Source organism: Hymenobacter agri (genome assembly GCF_054778495.1).
The window spans coordinates 1-2,266 of the sequence record NZ_BAAGZM010000654.1 but is presented as its reverse complement, the minus strand read 5'-3'; the positions used below and the strand labels follow the sequence as shown (position 1 = coordinate 2,266).

The following is a 2,266-nucleotide window of genomic DNA, read 5'->3' as shown; positions in this document are numbered from 1 at the left end:
CGGGCACCGTCGAGGTCGACGAGGTGCAGGCGGCGCAGGCCGGCATCGGCGAAGCGCTGGGCCACGGCCACGGGGTCGAAATCATAGGTGGTCTGGCGGGCAAAGTCGCCGGCACTAAGCCGGACGCACTGCCCGTTGATGAGGTCGATGGCGGGGATGATTTCCACGGAGCGAATCGAAAGAAAGAGTGAGGTTAGAGGGCCAGGAAATTGGCCAGAATGCGCGTGCCCACCGGCCCGCTTTTCTCGGTGTGGAACTGCACGCCGTGGAAGTTGCGGTGCTGCACCGCCGCGCTGAAGGGAGCCGGGTGCGACGACTGCGCCGTAGTGTACTCGCCCACCGGGGCGTAGTAGCTGTGCACGAAGTACACGTGGTCGGCGGCCGTGAGGCCCTCGAACAGCGGGCCGCGCAGCTCCTGCAGGTTGTTCCAGCCCATGTGGGGCACCTTATAGGTGGTATCGGGCACGAAGCGCTGCACGTGGAAGGGCAGCAGGCCGAGCATAGGCGTGTCATTCTCGTCGCTGTGCTGCCCCAGCAACTGCATGCCCAGGCAAATGCCTAGGAAGGGCTGCGTGAGCGTAGGCAGCACCTTATCGAGGCCGGCTTCGCGCAGGGCCTGCATGGCCGACGAGGCTTCGCCCTCGCCCGGAAACAGCACCTTATCGGCCCGGCGCAGCAGCTCCGGGTCGGCGGTGAGCGTGGGGCGGGCGCCCAAGCGTTCGAGGGCGAACAGCACCGACTGCACATTGCCCCCTTTGTAGTCTACAACTGCGATTTCCATAGCGGAGGGTGTTTGCGCCAAATGTTAATATCGGATATTATACATTTGGCGCAAACGAATTAATGATTACAAAATACCTTTCGTGCTCGGAATAGCTGCCGACTCGTCGCGCTGCAAGGCCATTTTAATGGCTTTGGCGACTGCCTTGAAGATGGCTTCGATTTTATGGTGCTCGTTGTCGCCGCGGCACGAAATGTTGAGCGTGGCGCGGGAGTTGTCTGTGAAGGACTTGAAGAAGTGGAAGAACAATTCCGTCGGCAAGTCCCCTACCCGCTCGCGCTTGAACTCAGCATCCCACACCAGCCAGGGCCGGCCCGAAAAGTCGATGGCTGCCTGAGCCAGGGCCTCGTCCATGGGCAGCAGGAAGCCGTAGCGAGCCAGGCCGCGCTTGTCGCCGAGGGCCTGTGAAAAGGCTGTACCCAGGGCCAGAGCCGTGTCCTCAACGGTGTGATGCTCATCGATGTGCAGGTCACCTTTTACACTAATGTGTAAATCAACCCCGCTGTGACGTCCGAGCTGTTCGAGCATGTGGTCGAAGAAACCCAGACCGGTATGAATGTCGCACTGCCCCGAGCCGTCGAGGTTGAGACGGATGGTAATTTGGGTTTCGTTGGTGTTGCGCTCGATAACGGCCACGCGGGCCGGGTAGCGCAGGAAGCGGTAAATATCGGCCCAGCTGGTGGTGGTGAGGGCGGCGCGTGGGTCGGGCTCCTCTCCTATCAGAATGGCCTGGCTGCCGAGGTTTTCGGCCAGCTGCACGTCGGTGAGGCGGTCACCGATGACGAAGGAGTTGGCCAGGTCGTAGCCGTTGGCCGGGTCGAGGTAATGGCCCAGCAGGCCCGTGCCGGGCTTGCGGGTGGGCAGGTTCTCGTGGGCAAAGCTGCGGTCGACGTGCTCGGCGGCGAAGTGAACGCCTTCGTTAGCCAGCAGGTCGCGCATGAGCTGGTGAGCCGGCCAGAAAGTGTCTTCCGGGAAGCTGGCCGTGCCCAGGCCGTCCTGGTTGGTCACGAGCACCAGCTCGTACTCGGGCAGCTCGCGGGCAATGCGCGCCAGGTTGCTGATGGCCCCGGGCAGGAACTGGAATTTATCGGGCGTGAGGCCGTCGATTTGCTGGCTGGGCTGCGGCTCCACCAGAATGGTGCCGTCGCGGTCGATGAACAGAGCCTTTTTCAAATCAGATATCAATAGAGCAGTGAGGAATGAACAATGGTTGGGCGGCGCCTACACGGCCACCGTGGCCCCGATTTCGGCCAGGGCCTGCACCAGCTGCGTGTTTTCGGCGGCGGTACCCACCGTGAGGCGCAGGCAGCCGGCGCAGCTGGGCTGGGTGGTGCGGTTGCGCACCACGATGCCGCGGCGGCTGAGCTCGTCGTACACGGCGGTGGCGTCGGTGTTGAAGCGCACCAGCAGGAAGTTGGCGTCGGAGGGGAAAATATGCTCCACGATGGGCAGCTGGGTTAGCTCCTGGCCCAGCCACTCGCGGCC

At 62.9% G+C, this 2,266-nt stretch carries 4 protein-coding genes; all 4 read right to left on the bottom strand.

Going from position 1 to position 2,266, the window contains the following annotated elements; translation table 11 throughout:
* Window positions 1–167: HisA/HisF-related TIM barrel protein (locus ACYVDE_RS20675; protein ID WP_460503429.1), on the bottom strand; the 167-nt coding region annotated here is incomplete at its 3' end.
* A gap of 26 nt (window positions 168–193) precedes the next feature.
* Entirely contained in the window at window positions 194–781 is a 588-nt protein-coding gene (gene hisH, locus ACYVDE_RS20670; protein WP_460503428.1) for an imidazole glycerol phosphate synthase subunit HisH, read from the bottom strand.
* A 66-nt stretch (window positions 782–847) separates the two neighbouring features.
* Complete coding sequence (gene hisB / locus ACYVDE_RS20665) at window positions 848–1,954, bottom strand: bifunctional histidinol-phosphatase/imidazoleglycerol-phosphate dehydratase HisB (RefSeq protein ID WP_460503427.1); 1,107 nt, start codon at window positions 1,952–1,954, stop codon at window positions 848–850.
* Window positions 1,955–2,002: 48 nt separating this feature from the next.
* The coding region (locus tag ACYVDE_RS20660) for an aminotransferase class I/II-fold pyridoxal phosphate-dependent enzyme (RefSeq protein WP_460503426.1) at window positions 2,003–2,266 on the bottom strand (264 nt) is incomplete at its 5' end.

Excerpts from the sequence above, each read along its gene's own strand:
- hisH (WP_460503428.1), bottom strand. The coding sequence starts at position 781 with ATGGAAATCGCAGTTGTAGACTACAAAGGGGGCAATGTGCAGTCGGTG.